We start from the raw sequence: 18298 nt of genomic DNA, 5'->3' as shown, positions 1-18298 counted from the left end.
CCTGCTGTCTGCCGACACGTCTCGAGGGGAGGAGTGTCACAGTAACCCGTCTGGAATTTATATACTGAGGCGCGGCCAGGGTGGGGTATGTGTCCCCGGTCGAGTCCCGGTAGTTCATGGCGTTTCCGTGCTGGATCTGCGACGACGGAATGGGTCGATCCGGCCAGTATGTGTACTGTACTCGTCGAACACTCCCTCACGGGAAAGCAGCGAATGGATAACGCTTATGCGCGGGCTACCCATGCACGAGCATAGAATGAGCGACATCGAGGGTGTATACGAGGACCTCGAGGCCGACGTTTCCCTCGAGGAGTTTCGCGAGGCCGTCGAGGCGAAAGTCGAGCAGATGGGGGGACTCGCGGACGAGGAGACGGCGGCGATGCTCGTCGCTCACGAAGTCGGCGAGAGCGAAGTCGGCGGCATCGCCGACATCGAGCCCGGCATGGAAGAGGCGAAGTTCGTCGCCAAGGTGATCTCGATCGGCGAGAAACGGACCTTCGAGCGCGACGGCGACGACGAAGACGGACAGGTCGTCAACGTCGAAGTCGCAGACGAGACCGGGTCAGTGCGGGCGGCCTTCTGGGACGACCACGCCGAAGCCGCCATCGAAGAGCTCGAGGAGGGGCAGGTCCTGCGGATCAAAGGCCGCCCCAAGGAGGGCTTTTCGGGCGTCGAGGTCAGCGTCGACGACGTCGAACCCGACGACGACACCGAGATCGACGTCCAGGTCTCCGACACGTACGCAATCGAGGACCTCTCGCTTGGCCTCTCGGACGTCACCCTCGTCGGCCTGCTGTTGGATACCGACAGCGTGCGCACGTTCGACCGCGACGACGGCTCCGAGGGGAAAGTCTCGAACCTCGTCCTTGGAGATTCCACCGGGCGCGTGCGCGTAACACTCTGGGACGAACGGGCCGACCTCGCCACGGAACTCGAGGCCGGAGCGACCGTCGAGGTGATCGACGGCTACGTCAAGGAACGCGACGGCAGCCTCGAGCTCCACGTCGGCAACCGCGGTGCCGTCGAGGAGGTCGACGAAGACATCGAGTACGTCCCCGAGAGCACGCCGATCGAAGACCTCGAGATCGGCCAGACGGTCGACATCGCAGGCGTCGTCCGCTCGGCCGATCCCAAACGCACGTTCGACCGCGACGACGGCTCCGAGGGGCAGGTCCGAAACATCCGCGTCCAGGACGCTACCGACGACATCCGCGTCGCGCTGTGGGGCGAGAAGGCCGATATCGACATCGGGCCGGGTGACGAGGTCGCACTCGGCGATGTCGAGATTCAGGACGGCTGGCAGGACGACCTCGAGGCCTCCGCCGGCTGGCAGTCGACGGTTACGGTCTTAGAATCCGAGTCTGCCGCCTCGAGTGGGACCGAGGATGCAGGCGACTCGAGCGACGAGAACGCTGGTCTGTCGGCCTTTGCCGATGACGGAACGGACGAAGAGACGGCGACAGATGGCACCGGCTCGACGACGACCGAGGCCGGCGATGCCGGCTCGGACGCGCCGTCGGACGGCGAGGAACTCGAGTTCACCGGCGTCGTCGTCCAGGCGGGCGATCCGGTCGTACTCGACGACGGCGAGGAGACCATGAGCGTCGCGACCGATGCCGACGTCGGCCTCGGCGAAGAGGTAACCGCCCGAGGGGTCGTCCGCGACGGCCGCCTCGAGGCAAACGACGTGTTCTGACGCCTCGAGCAACCGCATCACGAGCCTAGGAAAAGCGTTAAGGGCGTTAGCTTCGCCTATAATGATATGAACGTCGAACTCCCGTTCGCCCCGGTGGACACGATAATCCGGCGGAACGCGGGCGAGCTTCGGGTGAGCGCCGACGCGTCCAAGGAACTCGCAACGCGGATCCAGGAACACGGGAGCGAGCTCGCGATCGACGCCGCCGAAGAGGCGACGGCGGACGGCCGCAAGACACTGATGGCCCAGGATTTCGGGGTCGAAGCGGTCATCGACAAAGACGAACTCGAGTTGCCAGTTGCACCGGTAGATCGTATCGCCAGGTTAGAGATCGACAACCGCTATCGCGTCTCGATGGACGCCCGCGTCGCGCTGGCCGACATCCTCGAGGATTACGCGGACAACGTCGCCCGAGCGGCGGCGATCCTCGCACGCCACGCCGACCGGCGGACGATCACTGACGACGACATCGAGACGTACTTTTCGTTGTTCGAGTGAGCAAATGCAGTTCGGCTACAGCGAGGACTGTCTCGCACACGATCCCGGTTCGCGCCACCCGGAGTCGCCGGACCGGCTACGAGCGATCCGGGAACGACTGAAGCGCAAACACGGCGTCGAATACGTCGAGGCCGACCCCTGCGACCTCGAGACGATGGCAGCCGTCCACGACCGCGACTATCTCGAATCGGTACGGGAGTTCTGTGAGAAAGGCGGCGGCAACTGGGATCCCGACACGACCGCCGTCGAGGCCACCTGGGACGCGGCCCGCCGGAGCGCCGGGCTCGCCTGCTGGGCCGCCGAAGCGGCACTTGAGGGGAATTCGGGACGCGAAACGCCGTTCTCAGTCGGTCGGCCGCCGGGCCACCACGCAGTCTACGACGACGCGATGGGGTTTTGCTTCGTCAACAACGTCACCGTCGCTGCCCAGTACGCCCTCGATCACGACGACTACGATGTCGACCGCGTCGCGATCCTCGACTGGGACGTCCACCACGGCAACGGGACACAGGACATCTTCTACGACAGGGACGACGTATTCTTCGTCTCCATCCACGAGCAGGGACTCTACCCCGGTACCGGCGATGTCGACGAGACTGGTGAGGGTGACGGCGAGGGAGCGACGATGAACATCCCGATGCCGGCCGGCACCGACGATCACGAGTATCTGGCCGCCATCGACGGTCCGATCACCGCCGCGTTCACCGCGTTCGATCCGGATCTCGTCCTCATCAGCGCGGGCTTCGACGCTCATCAACACGATCCGATCTCGCGAATCCGCCTCTCGACGGAGGCCTACGCGCTGATGAGCGACCGCATGCGGTCGCTCGCCGACGACGTCGACGCCGCGCTGGCCTTTATTCTCGAGGGCGGCTACGGGCTGGATGTCCTCGCTGACAGCGTCGCCCTCGTCCACGAGACCTTCGACGGCCGCGAACCGATCGAACCTGGCGACGACCCCGGTGAAAAGGCGAAAGGTGCCCTCGAGGACGTGCTCGACGAACACGACCTCGACGTAGACCTCGACTCCCTCTGAAACGAACCGGCTATCGGGCCCGTCTCAGGGCCGCGGCTCGAAATACGCTGCCAGTTCCGTCCCGAACTCGTCTAACAACGCCGCGATCTCAGTACCGACGACGACCTCGTAGCCGTCCTCGAGTGCCGTCTCGACGTGTGCGCCGAGTCCGACGTCGAAGAGCCGATCACTCTCGAGGTATTCGCGCGCAGTCGTAAACGATCGCGGGCGCTCGGTGACGTACCGACCGTCCTCGATGAAGGGGCCGTAGGCGTCAGGGTCGTCCGCGTAGGCGTCGTAGAAACCGGCGGCGTGGTCACGGACGTGAACCGGCGGCCCCTCGTGGCGCTCGACGGCGGGCCGTTCGCTGACAGCGAGTTCGGCGAAGACGACGGCCGTGTCGTCGGCGAACGTGGTCGCCCGGAAGACGTCGAATCCACGATCGTCGAGCCCGTTCGTGATTCCATCGAGCGACTTGTAGAGTTGCGGATAGAGCTGATCCTCGACGAGATCGGGGGCGTCGAACCGGACAGCGATGGACGTGGTGGCTCGTTGCTCGAGGTGCTCGCGGAGCGCTGCTTCGGTCAGTGGTTCCGGGTCGTCGGCGTCGAAGTAGTCGGTTCGTGGGGTCGCGAGGAACGCGCGGGCATAGTGCTGGAAGCGAGCAACGTTCTCGGCCGCACAGACGGCGGCGACGTTACGTTCGGGATCGGTAGGATCGATGACGACCAGCGGATCGTCGAAGCTTACACGACCGTGCTCCTCGGGATCGAGTTCGACCGGCGGGTGCCAGTCGGCGGCCGCCTCGAGCAACGGCCGAAAGCCGCCGTACTCACAGACGAGTAGTTCGGTGAGATAGCCGCTAAAGCCCTGGGTTCGGAGGTCGCTGCCGTAGACACCGATCCCCTTGAGGAACTGCTTCGTGACCCGGACGTCGCCGGCGAGCTCGTCGTCGAGTCGCTGGTTCAGATACTGCGTGTGAAAGGGCGTCCGGTCGACCGCCGACCGGATTTCCGTCGCCGACTCGAGGCGAAAGCAGGGGACGACGTCGACATCGAACCCCTCGACTTCGCCTTTGACGTAGGGATGTTCGGCGTACTCCTCGTGGCCGTCGGGCAGCGTCGCGTGGCCGACCTCGAGCCCATATTCTTCTAAGGTTTCGCGGTCGAGTTCCGGCGGGAAGCGGACGAAGATGTCGATGTCGCGGTCGCCGCTGATCCAGGTGTTTCTGGCCGTCGAACCGACCTGCAGGACGTCGGCGTCGGCACACAGCTCCGTGGCCGCAGCCTCGGCGCGATCCATCAGTCGGTCGGCGACCTCGCGCAACCGTGTCCGTTCCTCGGCAGCCGGATCGACGCGGTCGCGCACCTCGGCGACGACCCGTTCGAGGTCGTCCTCGTCGCGGTCAGCGTCCTCTTCGCTCATGGCAGGATACACTCGAGCGGTGCGTGAAAGGGTATCGAACCCGTTGCAAGGAAAACGAAAGTCCTATTAAATGCACCCGGCTACCAATGAGTGAGCCGAAGTAGCTCAGATGGTAGAGCACCTCGCTGTTAACGAGGTTGTCCCAGGTTCGAGTCCTGGCTTCGGCGCTCCTCTCAATTCCACGTTCCGTTAGGTAGCGGTCTATATGCGCTCCCGAAGACAGGACGTACGCCGAGCTGGGGCAGGATTAACGTTGTTCGGCACTGACAAAGGTGTATGACCAGTGATAGCGACGACCGTCGGGGGACCGACCACCACGGCCACGACGTCATCGACCCGCTCTACGTGGGCATCGTGACCGTCTCGAGTTCGCGAGCGAACGACCCCGATCCCGACGATCCGGGCGGGGACACCATTCAGGACTGTTTCGAAGCCGAGGGCCACGAGGTCCGCGAGCGGCGCCTCGTTCGGGACGACTACGCCGCGATCCGGACGGCTGTCCGGGGGCTGGTCGCACGCCAGGATATCGACGTGGTCTGTACCACCGGCGGCACCGGCGTCACCGTCGACGACGTCTCGCCCGAGGCGACCGCCTCGCTGTTCGAGCGCGAGCTGCCGGGCTTTGGCGAACTGTTCCGGTCGCTCTCGTGGGAGGAAGTCGGCACCCGGGCGATGGCTTCCCGTGCGACGGCGGGGATCGCCGTCGACACGCCGGTGTTCTGTCTGCCCGGCAGCAAAAGCGCCTGCGAAACCGCCTGCGAGGAATTGATCGTCCCCGAAGCGCCCCACCTCGCGGGGCTGGCGACGCGCCACCGCGCCGGGACGGACGAGCCGACGCTGACGGAGTATCAGAAGTAGCCCCGTTGGTGCAGGCGCTCGAGTGTCGAGATGCAGCGAGCGAACCGGACAGCAAACGTTAATTAGCGCGCACGGTTTGTGCCGAGTGGAGGGCCCTTAGCTCAGTCTGGTAAGAGCGCTCGGCTCATAACCGAGTGGTCGTTGGTTCGAATCCGGCAGGGCCCATCCAGAAACTGCACGGTTCTGGGCCAACGATGTCGTAGGATACGGTGTTTACACGATGATTGAACCGTGAGTCGTGCGTGGAAAGCGACGCGCCACGAGGACACGTTTTGAAGAGAGCTCTGAGATGCAGTCGACCTTCTGCCACGAACAGCTTAGTAGACCCGGACCATCGTGTTGCATGATGACGATCGACGAACTCAGCGACTACGGCATGGACCGGATGACTGACGACGAGATTCGAGGGTTTCTGTCAAATCAGAATGTCGGAGTGCTAGGTCTCCCGACTGAGAATGTCCCCGTCATGCGCCCGCTATTCTTCTGGTATGATGGGGAAGCTCGAGTCTACTTCCTGTATGTTTTAGGGTCTGAAAGTCAGAAAGAAGACCTCAGCGACCGTGCCGATGCTGCTCAATTCCTCGTGTACAATGTTGACACACCGTTTATGTGGACGAGCGTTCTTCTCACTGGCCCGATCAGTGATATCCCTGAGAGCGAGCGAGAGTCAGTCGAAGATGCCATGGACATGCAGTGGCGTCCAGACTTGTTCGAACGGGCTGGCGCATCGGAAAACACCAAACTGTATCAACTCCAGATCGAAGACCAGGTCGGTCTTACACACAGGGGATTGCCACCCGCGTTTGAAACGGACTCGTCCGAAAACCGGTCAGAGTGACGGAATCCCATTTCGGGACGGTTGTCCCCTGACAGCGCAAATATAGTTCCGATCATATTTGATTGTCAACTCACTCCAACAGTCCTACACCACTCACTTCGCTACGTTCGTTCGCTCCTTGAGGACGGGAGCTTAGCGCCCTATTTTCCAGCTAAAATCCCATTCAGAGATATACGCACGAATTCCGGTTTGCCGTATGGATCTCTCGATTCGGCCCACCCCAATTATTTCATCCGCTCTATTTCTATGGAAGTTCGACACGTTCGGTCAGTGTATCACAAATATGGATTTCGGGGGCGCCACTCACTCGAGCCACCACACAACCCAAAGCCGAAACCCCGAAACCGATCCACGACCTACGAGCGTCCATGAGCGAAAAGACGGGTACGTTCGTCGTCACGCACGCCGAACCGGAGTCGGCGGTCGTCCGCGACGTCGAGACCGCACAGGTCCACCCTCTCGCGTCGAATCCCGGCCTCGAGGTCCACGACGTCCTCGAGGCGACCGTCGCACCCGAACCGCCCCTGGAAGTCGCCTGGGAAGTGATCGACGTCGCAGAGCGACGCTCGATCGACCTGGTCGACAGCGATCTCGAGCCGACCCAGTACGAAAAGGAGCTGGCAGCCGACGGCGACGTCGGCGACCTGATTCAGAAGGAACGAGCTGGAACAGGTGAAATACACGTATTCTGTGTCCCCGAGAGCGAACTCGAGGCGGCGGCCCAGGACGTCCTCGAGGACGAGGAGACGATTGCGCGTGCGGCCAGACTCGAGGCGGTTCGTGTGGAAGTCCGGCGGTCGGCTGCCGACGGCGTGTTGAGCGTGCGCTATCTGCCGGACTGACGGACTGACTTCGTGTCGGAGTCGCAGGCGCTCGAGGCCGCCGGAGTCGACTGGCAGCGACGGCGAGTCGAAATTAAGAAGGCTTACCTCGCGGGCCTGCAAGGGAACCGATATATGGCGTATTTCGACGTACCGGAGATCGAATACAACCGGTACAGTAACCGCCAACTCGCGGCGGTTCCGCTCGCGGTCCTCGCGGTTGCATTGCTCGTCCTCAGCGGGTCGTTTCTCGTGTACGGCACGCCGGTGCCGCTGGGGATGGACTTCGCCGGTGGGACGGAACTGACCGTCCAGACAACAGCGTCGGCCGACGAGATTTCGGCGGCGTTCGACGAACAGCCCGAATCGGTGACGGAGTCAGGCGGCGAGAACCAGTATATCGTGCAGTTCGCCTCGACCGACTCCCAGTCCCTGCAAGAACAGGCTGAATCGAACCTAGCCCAAGACGGCGACAGCGAGATCGTCCAATCGATCTCGTCGACGTCGGCGAGCTTCGGACAGGGAAGCCAGCAGACGGCCATGCTGGGCCTGGCCGTCGCCTTCGTCGGGATGAGCGCAATCGCCTTCCTGCTCTTCCGGACGTTCGTCCCGTCGATCGCGATCGTCATCTCGGCGTTTTCGGACCTCATGATCCCGCTTGCGTTCATGCGCCTCGCCGGGATTCCGCTCTCGCTGGGGACGGTCGCCGGGCTGTTGATGTTGATCGGCTACTCCGTCGACTCCGACATCCTGTTGAACAACCACATCCTGCGCCGCAGCGGTGACTTCTACGAGAGTACCCATCGCGCGATGCGCACCGGCGTCACGATGACGGTCACGTCGATGGTCGCGATGCTCGTGATGGGGGTTGCGGCGTTTCTGTTCGGCATCGACCTGCTGGCATCGATCGGCATCATCCTGTTCGTCGGCCTCGCAGCCGACCTGATGAACACCTACATGTTAAACCTCAGCTTGCTTCGCTGGTACAAATTCGAGGGGGTCCGCTCATGAATCCGATCAGCGCTGTCAAAGCCAACTGGCGGGTGCTCTTGCTCGTGGCGTTCGTCGGCTTCGCCGTCGTCGCCCTGTTCATCCCCGGTGGCATCGTCGCCGACAACAGCGTCGGCGAAAACGAGAGCCTCCAGGACAGCCCCACGAACCTCGAGTTCGGGCTCGGCCTCGAGGGCGGGACCCGGCTGCGGGCTCCGGTCGTAGGGATGACCGCCGAGGACGTCGCGCCCGACGCGGTCAGCGACGACGGGCAGGTCGACCAGGACCGCATCGACGACCTCGAGCGAGCGCTCCACGGAGACGACGAGGAGCAACTCGGCCTCGATCGGTCGAACGCCAGCGTCCACGTGCAAGACGACGGGACCGTCGTCGCCGAAGTGTTCACCGACAGCGTCAGTGACGCGGAGTTCGCTGCGGCACTGCAGTCGGCGGGCGCAGACGTCTCCGAAGACGACGTCCGCGACGGCGTGAGCCAGCGGACTCGCGACCAGAACATCGAGACGATCCAGACGAAGATCAACGCCGCAGGACTCTCCGGTGGCACGGTCTACGAGCAAACGACGACGAACGGCGACCACTACATCGTCGTCGAGGTCCCGAACATGGGTTCGGGCGAACTCCGGCAGTTGCTCTCCGAGCGTGGGGTCGTCGAGGTCGTCGCCTACTATCCCGAAAACGGGAACCAGACTAACGAGACGATGCTGACCGGCGACGACATCGCTACCGTCGACCCACCTCGGCAAGAAGAGTCGCGGCCGGGACAGTCGGGCGATGGCTACGTGGTCCCAGTGGAAGTCGGTGAAGAAGCCGCACCCGGGTTCCAACAGCAGATGAACGACTTCGGCTTCACCGACCCGAACGAAGGTATGGGCCGGTGTAGCCTCGACACCACCAACGGAACCGTCGACTTCGATCACGATGGCGAGCAGTACTGTCTGGTGACGGTCACCGACGGCGAGCCCGTCGCCGCACACAGCATGGGCTCGAGCCTGGCCGACTCGATGCGAGACGAAGAGTGGGCCAACGATCCCATCTTCCAGATGGGCGCTCAGAACCAGCAGGATGCTCAGCAGCTCTCGGTCAACCTGCAGGCCGGCAGCCTGCGCGCGCCGCTCGACTTCGAGGAGAGTCAGGTCTACTCGATCGAAGCGGCCCACGCAGACCAGTTCAAAGAGTACTCGCTGCTGATCGGGCTCCTCTCGGTGCTCACCGTCAGTGGCGTCGTTTACGCTCGCTATACGGACACGCGCGTCGCCCTGCCGATGATCGTCACGGCACTGGCAGAGGTCGTCGTCTTGCTCGGGTTTGCCGCGCTGATACGTATGCCGCTGGATCTCTCCCACGTCGCCGGGTTCATCGCCGTCGTCGGGACGGGGGTCGACGACCTCGTGATCATCGCCGACGAGGTGATGGACGAAGGCGACGTCAGCTCGGAACGGGTCTTCCAGTCGCGGTTCCGCAAAGCCTTCTGGGTCATCGGCGCTGCCGCAGCGACGACGGTCGTCGCCCTCTCACCGCTCGCCGTCTTGAGTCTCGGCGACCTCCGTGGGTTCGCGATCATCACCATCCTCGGCGTCTTTATCGGGGTGTTGATCACTCGCCCCGCCTACGGTGACATCCTCCGTCGGCTGTTGACCGACCGGTAACGCTCCTTTTGACCGGCTTCACCGGCGGTTTCGACACCGCGGACACCAGTCGACGCTGTCGCCGTCACCGTGTGCAGCTGCAAAATCGTACGAGACAGGTTCCTTACACGACGTGCAGATCGGCATTCAGATCACCACCACGACGCACCGCTTAGAGGGTAAAAAACGATCAGCCAGCAGTTGCGGCGCACTCGAGTTCCTGGCGGACACGGCAGCACGAACGTCATCGCAGGAGGGCTGTGCGATCAGTGTGTAAATCGTTTCAGTTGTTACTATAATTCACGGTACACGGTGGCGGTCCAGATATCGCGTGTGAGCGGCCACTCGTCTCCGACAGGATACCGACCGAAACGAGTTACACCGGTTACAGGGCAGTCTCGCGATCGGCTATGCTGACGTGTCTACGAGAGCGATCCGAGAAGAGACCATCGGCGAGGCAGACAAGCGAAGACACTCGGGAAGCGACGAATTTCGAAAAAGCCTAGGCCGGGATTCCCACCAAAGGTTAATATCCCACTGATTTAAATGAATTAGACCGAATGTCGTTCAGGCACTATCGCACTGAAACTCCAGATGATGCAATCGAACGACTACGACTCAGAATCGAGGAAAGCGAGAGGTACGTCCAAGATGAAAACGAAGCCTCTCCTATCAGTGATGAGGACAAGGACGCTCTCCTTGAGTTTTCTGATGAACTCTACCTACGCAACAACGAATACAGCGACCATCGACACAACAAACTACTCCGGCACTGCGTCATTATGGCCGAGCAGGTCGGCAGCCTCGCCGACGCACTCGAAGATCGATCTGCCGCTCAACGCATTGTCCGGTGGATAAACAAGGAATACGAGAATGTCGAAACCGCGAGAGACTACAGGGTCGCTTTACGACAGTTCGGACGGCGTGTGGACCTCGAACCTGACTCTTATGAAACCGACAGTATCCCTGACAGCATTGAGTGGATTAAGACCTCATACCCGAAGAACCACGATCACAAGCCGAAAAAGAAGGAGATGCTGAAACGAGACGAGGTAGAAGCCATGATTGACGCGACGTACAACGCTCGTGACGCCGCGTTAATTGCCCTCGCATTCGACGCCGGTCCACGTGGCGGCGAACTCAAATCACTAACCTACGGTGATATAACCGACCACAAATACGGGTACACTGTCCACGTTGAAGGAAAGAAAGGTGGACGTGACGTGCTACTCATTGACTCTGAGCCGTATGTTGCCCGCTGGCTTGCAGAACACCCATCCCGAGAACGCAGTGACCCACTCTGGTGCAAACTCAACTCCCCCAACAAAATCAGCAATACCATGTTCTCCAAAATTCTGAACAAAGCAGCAGACAGAGCTGGTGTTGAAAAGCCAGTCACTCCAACCAATTTTCGTAAGAGTTCAGCATCATTCCACGCCTCACGAAACCTGAGTCAGGCCACACTAGAGAAACGATACGGCTGGGTGAGGGGTAGTAAAGCCGCCGCTCGCTACATCCGAGTGTTCTCCAGTGAGAGTGACCGCGAAATTGCAAAGATGCACGGTGTAGATGTAGAAGAGGACGAACCCGAACCGACTGCACCATTGGTCTGTGACCGCTGTGGAGAGAAAACACCACGAAACGAACCAACCTGTGTATGGTGCGGTAAAGCCCAATCCGTTGAGGCCGTCAATGACCTTGAGAAGAAAGCTGAAGAAGTCCGTCGTCAAACCCTTCGATTTGTTTCGGAAAACCCTGAACTTCCAGAGCAGATTGAGGATGCACGGGACTTGATGCAAATGATGGACGCCCACCCTGAACTACAAGACGACATCCAGCAATTCATGGATGCACTCGAAACAGACGACGAGAACCTGATCTAAACCTAAATCTCAGCTAACGCACTACGAACACGATCCACATCACGAACATCTCCACCGTTTTTGAGTAAGGCCAAAGCGCACGCCCTTGTGTAGTTATCATCACAATGCTTCAGGACTTCAGTGAGCATTTCTCGGTTCTGTTTTACGTATTCTTCTATGCTATCATATTGAGCAGTTGTTTGCATTGGGATTGAGAACGGTCAGAGGCCGATGCCATACTGCGATTCACATCAGATACGAAGAATCCTAGTATAAAAACAGATATGGTTGCTGGATTGCCGGTAACTGTTGTTGCTAACATTGAACATACTATATTTCACGAACGCCGTAAAGCCCGCAGAATTACGATTGAACCGGCTCCGCCGCTTCCAACTCATCCATCCCATCCATCACCTACAGCAATGGACGAGGAATTGGAGAGAGTCGGGATTCAGTAAGTAGTTTTCTTGTAGTCTGTTTAGAGACGCTGTTCTCTTTTTTATTTGGAGTTTCAGCGAGTAACCCACCCCCACCCCACCCCCTTGATTAGATGGGAGAACGAGACTAAACGGGAAGGAGAAAGGGTAAGAAAGAGTGGAATGTAGTAGCATACCATACAGAGTCAGCCTCCTACTCACCAAACAACAACAATAATACTCTATTTAGTATGTAGTTTAGTAGTAGTAGTATGGAAATGGATAGTGGTATTTTGTATAATCCCAGTAACTCTTTTAACCCTGTACATACTATTATCGTATGCAATGACGATTCGAAATAATCCCGACGATTCAGAAGAACAGGCAGACAATCACAATCGAAATCCCGTGAAATCCCGGTATACAGGCTCTGGAAACCGGACACAGATGTGGCACAGTGTAGATGAAGACTTACTCGGAGACTTTGAAGACTGGACCGAGGACCTGATGGGTGACACTAATTCCCACATTGAACGGGCACTTTTGGAATACATGGATAAAGACCGTTATAGCCGTGTAGAGCAGGAATTACGGGAGATTAAGGGTCTTCTCGAACAGGAAGACGCTACCCCCTCCCCCGCCCCCCGAAATACTCAGCAGAGTCCAAACAAAAAAGAGACGGGTTCACAGAAAGACAGTGTTCAGAGTGAAGGTGAACAGGGACGTTCTCTCTCGGAGTACGACCCACAACATCCTAACAACGCTCATAGTCTAAAAAGTGATGATATTCGGGAATTGATGGGTTCGGATGGTGAAACAGTAATCAACCCAGAACATGTGAACTGGGACAGCCTACCTAATGACACGGACCGTATAGCGGACCTTATCGTGGCGTGTGGGCGGTATATGTATCCCGACGGGCTGGATGACCCAGACCCCTTAATTAAACAGACTGTGGGCGGTTCGAACTACAAACTAAACACGTATCGTGAGCGTGTGAATGAGCGGGGTGTGTATGATTTAGATGGCCGGTTGATCTTCGGAGAAGATCAAATTTCGGACTATATTCGAAAAAGACTGGAAGACACACAGAATGTGTTCCAATCGCTTAGTGATGGTGATGAGGACATGGATGTACAGGAGATAGAAAGAGCGTTGGGTATTCTTAACGGGATTGAAGGTATAGCGGTTGAGTACGGAGTGTTAACAGATAATGAGCGCCGGGAGATGCGGTCTGTGTTGGAAAAGTCATTAATTGAAGACGAGGACGTGGATAACAGCAGTATAGAAGGTCTGATTAAAGAAGAAGTGGAGTTGTTCAAGAACGCCGAGAGCTAACGTTGTTTGTTTCTGGTTCTGTTCGAACACTTGAAATAGTGGAGAGGGGGTGTATTGGGCACGAGGATACATCCCCTGCTCCTAATCCCCCACCTCAGTGCGACACGGAGAACCATGTGAGTGCATGGGAGCCAACCATCCATGCATCGTGCCCAGCAGCTCCGTCCACGAATCACTACTTCATTCTTGTCATTCAGAATTGACACTCGTAACAGATGAACAAGTGGGGAGTGGGTCTATTCGTCTTCGAATTTGGTTCGCATTTCTTCCAGTGAAAGCATTTCGTCGGGATCGCGTTCTATTGCCTTCCGGCCTCGCTCCAGAATTTCTTCTGCATCGAGGATGCATAGGTCAAATTCGTTTGCTAACTGAATGGCTTCATCGTCATGTTCGTCTTCAATCATCGGAACCACCCATCATTGCCAACCAAGACATCGATCACCATGTTAACCAATACTGATGCAAAAATGATTAAATCAAACCCCAAATATATCCCTATATGGGGAAGTGCAAGGGCTACGAGGTAGGTCACAACCAAATAACGAACGAGAGTAAGGTATGAGCTGAAGTAGTGCGGTGATCTACTCGCCATCATCATCCCTCCATTTCCCCATCATAAATCCCAAGTTCCCGTTTTCGCCGTTCAGGGATTCGGGTTTCTTCTTCATCCATCATGACATCCTGAACGCTTCGGAATGTATAGACAACAACGCCGACGGAGAACATCACAATCCCCACTACAATCGATATATCTGAGTGTTCAGGGGATTCCATCATCCCCATCCCTACAACAGGCAACAGAAACCATAAACCACAACTAGTAAATATCTTATACTTCGCTATCCGTTTCAATTCTTTCTTCTTTTCTTCCTTCATACTTATTTGTACGAAATAAACTAGTTAAAGGGTTTCGGGGCTTCTTGGTTTCTTCCTCAGTAAACCAGTAAACTCACAGATTTACTGAACAGGAAACTGCTTTCCAAGAACTCACGAAAACAGGTGTGTCAAATTATTCGTCCATCTATTTCTGCTCTCTCCTGCTTCCACTCTTCATGCTCTTCCTGTAATTGCTGAAGATGATTATCGTAGCAGTCAACACACATTCCAAAATCATCTGGGATATACAGTAACGTCTTGCATTCCGGGCAGCGTCCCCAATGCATTCCTTCCAGTTTCATAGTTCGTGCCTCGCAATTTCTTCATGCATCTGCTCTGGAGTTGGACTAGTAAGATACGGTTCGATTGCGCTGTAACTGCTCCAGCCGCCCCATGCCATTACTACACGAACACCCACTCCCTTGCGAACAAGCAAGTCCTGTGCGTAGAATCGACGGAGATCGTGACTCGTGACATGGTTCCAATCGTCGTTATCGGCTTGTTCAGCTGCACGTTCCCGCAAAACTTCAATGCGGTCACGCAACGCCCTCGTCGTGATCGGGAGAATGCGAGTGTCCTCGTCAGGTTTGACGCCGCGTGTTGCCATCCAATCGCGAATGGCAGAGAAACACCCATCAGGAACGTAGGCTTCCCGTGTTTTCGGTGCGCCTCCCCGCGTGTTTTTGCCTTTGACCTTGATGTATCGGTCGCCATATTCATCGACTTTCAGGTCGTTGGCCTTCACAGAGACAATTTCACGGCTTCGTAGTCCTACATCTCCGCCGAGTCGTACCATTACTTCGTCTCGTAGGGATAGTTTGGTTCGTTCTTGATACTCTGCTGCTCGTGTGTCTGTGACTTCGATAAATAATTCGTACTCAGCCGGAGTCAGGTAGCATTTGTATTCGTTTGGTTTGTTGTCGTGACTTTCCAATCTCATTATGTTTTCACTTCCGTCTTTTTATACACATTCCGGTAGTTAAGGGGTTTCGGTGATTTTGAGAATAAGCGTTAGAACGGTTCTACCGTGGGTTTGGATGGAAAGGTACTGCATTAACTTCCGAGAAGTGTAGTTGTCGGAAGTCAGAGAGCGTCAAGGGGGGTTGGTGAGAGTCTACGTTCCCGTAGGGAACGTAAGTTCTCGAACCCTCCAGTTTATCATAGAAATATCATAAAGGATTCCGAGAAGTTCTGAAGCCCGGTAGTTCTTAGACCCCTAACAATAAATATACATATGCAACCTGATACAACCTGTGAGAAAATAACAGGTTGGTAATCAGGGGAGAACAGAACCATGATGAACTACAACGAACTCCAGAATGCCGATCCGGCACATCGAGAAGAACAGCCAGACAGCCAAACAGTAGCAGTCAAAGATGCACTTCGGCTCCGAATTATTTCTGAGCCGTGGTGCCGTCATGTAGGCATTTACAGCCACATTCAGGGCGGATTCAGTATTCAAGTGGTAGTAGAGAAGCGACGAATCGATGATAGTGGCCTTGAGGAAGTGGCCAAAAACATCATTGACCATGGCGAATCCATCGAATCAGGATATGTCATCGGTGAAGCCTTTGTAAACATTCTCATCGAAAACATCGATGATGATTCTGAACAAGTAACTCTGGGTGATCTCGATGAGTGAAGTCCTCACTGAAACAGCGATTCAGTCGCTGTGTGAAATCCACAACCGCAAAGCGCCTTCCAGTTCAATGTCAGTTGAAGTCGGTGCTTCAGGTAATTTGACCGTCAAAGGCAAACTTCCGTCGTGGTTGTTGGGAAGTGGGTATATCTCCAGTTATCAGCAGGATATGGGCGGCGTTGCGTGCGAAGTCATTATTTCACGTAAGGATGTTCCGCAATTCCTCGCACATACAAGGGCAATTCTTCGGGGTCTGGACAACCGAGGTGAACACTAATGAATGAACATATCGAAATCATCGAAGACGAACTTGAACAGGCTGAGAGTTACATGAAGCAGTCATCGTACATGGTGGACTGTGGATTACGTCTGCAACGATACGCGGGCGCTTGTCTACTGGTGGATTATGTGGAATGCATGATCAATGCACGTGCCCACATCCAGATGGCCGGACTCGAACCGATATATCAGGATACAGTCGAACGATTAGATGAAGAAGCAGAGCAGCTGTACGAACAATACGACATCAACGAACTACTCGGAGGTGAATCACTATGAATCGTAAGTGCCCATCTTGCAATCGGGAAACAATGATCTCGTCTCTGATCAAGCACCGTGGAGAACCACGAACAGCAAAGTATTGTATGGGCAAGGATTGCAGATACACGCTGATTCCTTCGCAGTAACTCGTTTTTCGCGGTGTTGGCGTCAGAGGTTGTTACGCTGGTTTCGATCTCGCATTCTTCGACTCGCGATGGGTCCAGTCCGTCGTTAGTTTACGGATTGATTTCCAGTACATCTCCAATCCGTCGAATTACTTCCTCAAAGGCTTCCACGGCTATCGAGGTGTCCGCAACTCCGGTTAGCATTACTGAACCCGTACTAAATATCAGATAGATACCGGGTAGGTCATCTGGTCGATAAAACACCCCCGGAAACTGCTCTGGTTCGTATTCAGTGACATCAAATCCGAGTCCCATACAGACTGCCTTAAGATCAATACTTCCCGGTGATTTCCCGTTACCATACTTCCCAGAATAGACAATATTCCGAACCTCAAAAGTCGGATTATAATCCACACTACTATCTAATAACTCATGTAAAGTCTTGTTCAACTTATCAAATGTATATTCCAGTTCGTCGAGTGAATCAGCTCCTGAAATGCTGTATGCACCAGAACGATAGAATATAATTGCAGGCCCATCTTCGTGGAATCGGGCAATCAGTCCGTTATGTTTTGTGGGATCATATTTGGTACTAGCCACATCAAGGTCGCTGGCGAGGCTATCAAGATCAAGTTGGAAACCAAGTGTACCGCCTCCGACAGCACTTACTAGTCGCATACTCTTCATAGCATTCCAATGGTGTTACTTTTGTGCGTTTGCATTACCTAGCTAGGAGTGAATGTAATTTCTAGAATCTTGCAATAGTATATAAATTATTTTATACATATTTGATATGGGGACGTCATTCAACGTTCCAACAGAAGATAACCCTCGCAAGGGTAGATTCTTTTCATATTCACCGCCATCTATTGAGTATGGATGCATCTATTGACGCGGTACGTGTTGCAGGGACTTCACAAGGACCAGTACCGGTGGTAGTCCTTGCTATTGACGGAGAGGATGATGTTGTTCCAATCTTCATCGGCTTCAACGAAGCAACCAGCATCGCTCGCGGACTCGAAGCTGAAGATATTGGACGACCATTGACCCATGACCTATTACTGGACATCATGGAAGAGTTAGGGAGCAGAATTGATCATATAATCATCAACGGAATTAAACAGAGAAAGAATGGACAGGGGGGCACCTATATTGCAGACCTCTATGTTGAGACACCTCGCGGCGAAACCGTGATCGACGCCCGCCCAAGTGATTCACTCGCTCTTGCTTCTCGAACCAACGCTCCCATCGAAGTTACGGAGTCAGTCTTTGAGGACGGGCGAGACGATAGAGAAAAGTTCGAGGAATTGGAAGACATTCGTAACGTATCCGGTGAAATATAAATGGACGAAACTTTTAAAGAATTATTCGCTGTTATCGAAGACCGGAAGGAAGAATTACCCGCGGATTCCTATACCGCCTCGCTCTTCACCCACGAAAAAGGCCAAAACGCAGTGCTGGAAAAACTTGGTGAAGAATCAACAGAACTAATCTTAGCTGCAAAAGACGATAATCAACAAGAAATAATCTGCGAAGCCGCTGATATTGTTTATCACTTGCTTGTCTTACTCTCAATGAAGGATATATCCCTTGAACAACTAGAGAAGGAACTCCAGTCACGGCGTTGAATCAAGTCCCGTAGATTCTCTGCAGACTCATGTTAGAACTATGATTCGATGTCATAAGTTCGCTCTAAACCCAGAAGTTTATCAATA

20 protein-coding genes and 2 tRNA genes are annotated in these 18298 nt (G+C 55.9%); 17 read left to right on the top strand and 5 right to left on the bottom strand.

The features are described 5' to 3' along the window. Positions 1-256 precede the first annotated feature (256 nt). From ACFR99_RS18950 to ACFR99_RS18940, 3 genes are all read left to right on the top strand, one after another. Entirely contained in the window at positions 257-1696 is a 1440-nt protein-coding gene (locus ACFR99_RS18950) for a single-stranded DNA binding protein (RefSeq protein WP_390290851.1), read from the top strand. A gap of 66 nt (positions 1697-1762) precedes the next feature. Further along, entirely contained in the window at positions 1763-2194 is a 432-nt protein-coding gene (locus tag ACFR99_RS18945) for a histone (protein WP_390290848.1), read from the top strand. A 4-nt stretch (positions 2195-2198) separates the two neighbouring features. After that, positions 2199-3230, top strand: coding sequence for a histone deacetylase family protein (locus tag ACFR99_RS18940; protein ID WP_390290845.1), 1032 nt, complete (start codon positions 2199-2201; stop codon positions 3228-3230). Between the two features lie 24 nt (positions 3231-3254). Here the strand turns inward: ACFR99_RS18940 and cca are convergent, their stop codons facing one another. Continuing rightward, positions 3255-4634, bottom strand: a complete 1380-nt coding sequence (cca, locus tag ACFR99_RS18935) for a CCA tRNA nucleotidyltransferase (RefSeq protein ID WP_390290843.1) — start codon at positions 4632-4634, stop codon at positions 3255-3257. A 94-nt stretch (positions 4635-4728) separates the two neighbouring features. Between cca and ACFR99_RS18930 the strand changes: the two genes are divergently transcribed. The 9 genes from ACFR99_RS18930 (at position 4729) to ACFR99_RS18890 (ending at position 13403) form a co-directional block, all read left to right on the top strand. Then, a tRNA-Asn gene (locus ACFR99_RS18930) sits at positions 4729-4801 on the top strand. Between the two features lie 109 nt (positions 4802-4910). Next, positions 4911-5492, top strand: coding sequence for a MogA/MoaB family molybdenum cofactor biosynthesis protein (locus tag ACFR99_RS18925; RefSeq protein WP_390290841.1), 582 nt, complete (start codon positions 4911-4913; stop codon positions 5490-5492). 90 nt (positions 5493-5582) lie between these two features. Next, positions 5583-5657, top strand: a tRNA-Ile gene (locus ACFR99_RS18920). Between the two features lie 181 nt (positions 5658-5838). Further along, entirely contained in the window at positions 5839-6330 is a 492-nt protein-coding gene (locus ACFR99_RS18915; protein ID WP_390290838.1) for a pyridoxamine 5'-phosphate oxidase family protein, read from the top strand. Positions 6331-6698: 368 nt separating this feature from the next. Next, positions 6699-7172, top strand: coding sequence for a DUF5812 family protein (locus ACFR99_RS18910; protein ID WP_390290835.1), 474 nt, complete (start codon positions 6699-6701; stop codon positions 7170-7172). 114 nt (positions 7173-7286) lie between these two features. Next, positions 7287-8162, top strand: a complete 876-nt coding sequence (gene secF, locus ACFR99_RS18905; RefSeq protein WP_390290832.1) for a protein translocase subunit SecF — start codon at positions 7287-7289, stop codon at positions 8160-8162. Then, positions 8159-9808, top strand: a complete 1650-nt coding sequence (locus tag ACFR99_RS18900) for a preprotein translocase subunit SecD (protein ID WP_390290829.1) — start codon at positions 8159-8161, stop codon at positions 9806-9808. Before secF ends, ACFR99_RS18900 begins: the two co-directional genes overlap by 4 nt. A gap of 539 nt (positions 9809-10347) precedes the next feature. Then, positions 10348-11670 carry a tyrosine-type recombinase/integrase gene (locus ACFR99_RS18895; protein WP_390290826.1) on the top strand — a complete coding sequence of 441 codons (1323 nt, stop codon included), beginning with the start codon at positions 10348-10350 and terminating at the stop codon, positions 11668-11670. A 740-nt stretch (positions 11671-12410) separates the two neighbouring features. Next, on the top strand, positions 12411-13403 hold the full coding sequence (locus ACFR99_RS18890; protein WP_390290824.1) for a hypothetical protein: 993 nt from the start codon (positions 12411-12413) through the stop codon (positions 13401-13403). Between the two features lie 236 nt (positions 13404-13639). Here ACFR99_RS18890 and ACFR99_RS18885 read toward each other — a convergent pair whose 3' ends face one another. The 3 genes from ACFR99_RS18885 to ACFR99_RS18875 all read right to left on the bottom strand — a co-directional run bounded on the left by ACFR99_RS18885 (position 13640) and on the right by ACFR99_RS18875 (position 15219). After that, positions 13640-13807 carry a hypothetical protein gene (locus ACFR99_RS18885; RefSeq protein ID WP_390290821.1) on the bottom strand — a complete coding sequence of 56 codons (168 nt, stop codon included), beginning with the start codon at positions 13805-13807 and terminating at the stop codon, positions 13640-13642. A gap of 190 nt (positions 13808-13997) precedes the next feature. Further along, complete coding sequence (locus ACFR99_RS18880; RefSeq protein ID WP_390290818.1) at positions 13998-14279, bottom strand: hypothetical protein; 282 nt, start codon at positions 14277-14279, stop codon at positions 13998-14000. A gap of 298 nt (positions 14280-14577) precedes the next feature. After that, positions 14578-15219, bottom strand: coding sequence for a tyrosine-type recombinase/integrase (locus tag ACFR99_RS18875; protein WP_390290816.1), 642 nt, complete (start codon positions 15217-15219; stop codon positions 14578-14580). Between the two features lie 357 nt (positions 15220-15576). On the opposite strand from ACFR99_RS18875, the gene ACFR99_RS18870 reads away from it, so the two are divergent. The 3 genes from ACFR99_RS18870 to ACFR99_RS18860 are packed head-to-tail and all read left to right on the top strand — an operon-like array spanning position 15577 to position 16476. Next, positions 15577-15921 carry a hypothetical protein gene (locus ACFR99_RS18870; RefSeq protein WP_390290814.1) on the top strand — a complete coding sequence of 115 codons (345 nt, stop codon included), beginning with the start codon at positions 15577-15579 and terminating at the stop codon, positions 15919-15921. Then, positions 15914-16195 carry a hypothetical protein gene (locus ACFR99_RS18865; protein WP_390290811.1) on the top strand — a complete coding sequence of 94 codons (282 nt, stop codon included), beginning with the start codon at positions 15914-15916 and terminating at the stop codon, positions 16193-16195. The genes ACFR99_RS18870 and ACFR99_RS18865 overlap by 8 nt, the downstream gene beginning before the upstream one ends. Next, positions 16195-16476 (top strand): hypothetical protein, encoded by a 282-nt coding sequence (locus ACFR99_RS18860; protein WP_390290808.1) that lies wholly within the window; start codon positions 16195-16197, stop codon positions 16474-16476. Before ACFR99_RS18865 ends, ACFR99_RS18860 begins: the two co-directional genes overlap by 1 nt. 218 nt (positions 16477-16694) lie before the next feature. Here ACFR99_RS18860 and ACFR99_RS18855 read toward each other — a convergent pair whose 3' ends face one another. Further along, positions 16695-17261 (bottom strand): hypothetical protein, encoded by a 567-nt coding sequence (locus ACFR99_RS18855; RefSeq protein WP_390290806.1) that lies wholly within the window; start codon positions 17259-17261, stop codon positions 16695-16697. A gap of 197 nt (positions 17262-17458) precedes the next feature. Here ACFR99_RS18855 and ACFR99_RS18850 point away from each other — a divergent pair, with 197 nt between their 5' ends. Both ACFR99_RS18850 and hisE read left to right on the top strand, forming a co-directional pair. Beyond that, a complete protein-coding gene (locus ACFR99_RS18850) occupies positions 17459-17926 on the top strand; it encodes a bifunctional nuclease family protein (protein WP_390290804.1) in 468 nt (155 codons plus the stop codon). Further along, a complete protein-coding gene (gene hisE, locus ACFR99_RS18845) occupies positions 17927-18211 on the top strand; it encodes a phosphoribosyl-ATP diphosphatase (RefSeq protein ID WP_390290802.1) in 285 nt (94 codons plus the stop codon). Positions 18212-18298 lie beyond the last annotated feature (87 nt).

Origin of the sequence: Haloarchaeobius amylolyticus (assembly GCF_042678045.1) — an archaeon.
GTDB lineage: Archaea > Halobacteriota > Halobacteria > Halobacteriales > Natrialbaceae > Natrinema > Natrinema amylolyticus_A.
Note: the sequence above shows the minus strand (reverse complement) of the source record. Positions and strands in the feature narration are given on the sequence as shown.